Source organism: Paracidovorax sp. MALMAid1276, from assembly GCF_049198005.1.
Taxonomy (GTDB): domain Bacteria; phylum Pseudomonadota; class Gammaproteobacteria; order Burkholderiales; family Burkholderiaceae_C; genus Acidovorax.
This window is the reverse complement of record NZ_JBMIRS010000101.1, coordinates 1-995: the sequence shown is the minus strand read 5'-3', so window position 1 is coordinate 995 and position 995 is coordinate 1. Positions and strand designations below refer to the sequence as shown.

The window sequence follows — 995 nt, the reverse complement described above, 5'->3', positions numbered from 1 at the left end:
TCATCGATGGGATGAACTGTACGCCGCGGCTGTTCACAGAAAAACTATCGAGTCGCAAACTAACTGTTCCGGTATTGGAAACAATCCTGGGGTGTTTTTGCGGCACCACCGGCCGTTGGGCCGAAGACTGTTTGCAATGCGCGTTGAACATGTCCGCTATGGTGCTTGCGGCGTTGCAGGGCGTCGTCTCGCCGTGGTTTCGGTTCTTTTCGGTTTGTTTCGCTTGGCGGGCTGTGCAACAGGCGAGAAACAATCGCTTCGAAGAGCGCCTGCGCTGGCGCAGTTGCTTGGGGGGAATCGGGGCGTGAAACCGCCAGCCGCACGCACGGCGGCAACGCGCGCGCAGGGGCAGCAGGCGCAGCCGGCGCAACAGGTCAGGCTTTGCGTGGCTTGCGCTGGCGCAGCGAATGGGCTGAAATGTCCCTGTGCCTGTTTCAGGTGTTCAGAGGGAGGCTTGCATGACCGTTGTTGCCAAGATTCTTCAGTCCAAACCGGACTCCGCCGTTCACACCGTCGCGCCCTCGGCGTCCGTGCTGGATGCCTTGCAGCTCATGGCCGACCGGGGGATCGGTGCCGTCCTCGTGGTGGAGGGGGAGGCCATCGCGGGCATCTTCACCGAGCGGGACTACGCCCGCAAGATTGCGTTGATGGGCCGCACGTCGGCGGCCACGCAGGTGCGCGACGTGATGACGTCGGCCGTGCGCTTTGTGCGGCCCGACCAGACCAGCGAGCAGTGCATGCAGATCATGAGCACCGGCCGCCTGCGCCACCTGCCGGTGGTGGACAGCCACGGCAAGCTCGTGGGCATGATCTCCATCGGCGACCTGGTGAAGGACATCATCTCCGAGCAGAAATTCATCATCGAGCAGCTGGAGCACTACATCACTGGAACGCATTGAGGGGTGCAACCCCCTGAGGCGCTGCGCGCCTTCCCCCTTCTCTCGAATGGCTGCGCCATTCGGGAAGGGGGACGCCCCCGGCGCGGCGGGGCGGCC

General features: G+C 63.7%; 2 protein-coding genes. Both read left to right on the top strand.

Annotation, left to right across the window (positions count from 1 at the left end; all coding sequences use genetic code 11):
- Positions 1-308, top strand: a 308-nt coding sequence (locus ACOQFS_RS06845; protein WP_421562152.1) for a hypothetical protein, incomplete at its 5' end; no start/stop codon positions are given.
- A 150-nt stretch (positions 309-458) separates the two neighbouring features.
- Entirely contained in the window at positions 459-899 is a 441-nt protein-coding gene (locus tag ACOQFS_RS06840) for a CBS domain-containing protein (protein WP_421562151.1), read from the top strand.
- Positions 900-995 lie beyond the last annotated feature (96 nt).

What these genes read in the sequence shown, in the direction of transcription:
- ACOQFS_RS06840 (WP_421562151.1), top strand. Translation starts at nt 459, where the DNA reads ATGACCGTTGTTGCCAAGATTCTTCAGTCCAAACCGGACTCCGCCGTT.